An 865-nucleotide genomic window follows, 5' to 3' on the forward strand; every position below is an offset into this window, starting at 1 on the left:
CGATGCGCGGGTGAACCGGTTGGCCCGGTATCTGATCGATGCGGGTGTGGGCCCGGAGTCGTTGGTGGCGGTCGGGATGCGCCGGTCGCTGGATCTGCTGGTCGGAATTTATGCGGTGCTCCGGGCGGGCGGCGGGTATGTGCCGATCGATCCGGACCAGCCTGCCGAGCGCAACGAGTATGTGCTCGATACCGCGGCACCGGTGTGTGTGTTGTCCACCTCGCGCGATGGTGTGGCCGTGTCCGGGCATCGGGTGGTGAACATCGATATGGTGGATCTGTCCGGGTTCTCAGCTGCGCCCATCGTGGAGTCCGAACTCCTCCTGCCCGTCCGGTCGGAGAACACGGCGTATGTGATTTTCACGTCGGGGTCGACGGGACGCCCGAAGGGGGTGGCGGTCGGTCACCGCGCGATCGTCAACTTCCTGTTCTGGATGGCCTCCGAATGCGACATCACCGACTCCGATGTGGTGGTGCAGAAGGCGCCGATCACGTTCGACGTGTCGGTGCGGGAGTTGTTCCTCCCGTTGGCGGTCGGTGCCCGGTTGGTCATCGCCCGGCCGGACGGGCATCGTGATCCGGAGTATTTGCTGTCGTTGATGCAGGACACCGGTGTCACGGTGGTGCATTTCGTGCCCTCGATGCTGGGGGCGCTGCTGGCGGACCCCGAGGTGCGGATCCCCGCTTCGCTGCGGTTGATGCATGCCGGCGGCGAAGAACTGCCGGTGGAGATGGCTGCGCGTTTCGAGGCGAAGTCGGACGCACTCCTGGTGCACACGTACGGACCGACCGAGTCCGCGGTTACTGTGACGTCGTACCGAGTAGACGATCAAGACGTGCTGGCCCTTCCGATCGGTGCCCCGGGA

At 65.3% G+C, this 865-nt stretch carries 1 protein-coding gene; it reads left to right on the plus strand.

Annotation, left to right across the window (positions count from 1 at the left end):
* Positions 1 to 865: AMP-binding protein (locus RM2_RS23245; protein WP_139277947.1), on the plus strand; the 865-nt coding region annotated here is incomplete at both ends.

This window comes from Rhodococcus marinonascens NBRC 14363 (assembly GCF_001894885.1).
Lineage (GTDB): Bacteria > Actinomycetota > Actinomycetes > Mycobacteriales > Mycobacteriaceae > Rhodococcus_F > Rhodococcus_F marinonascens.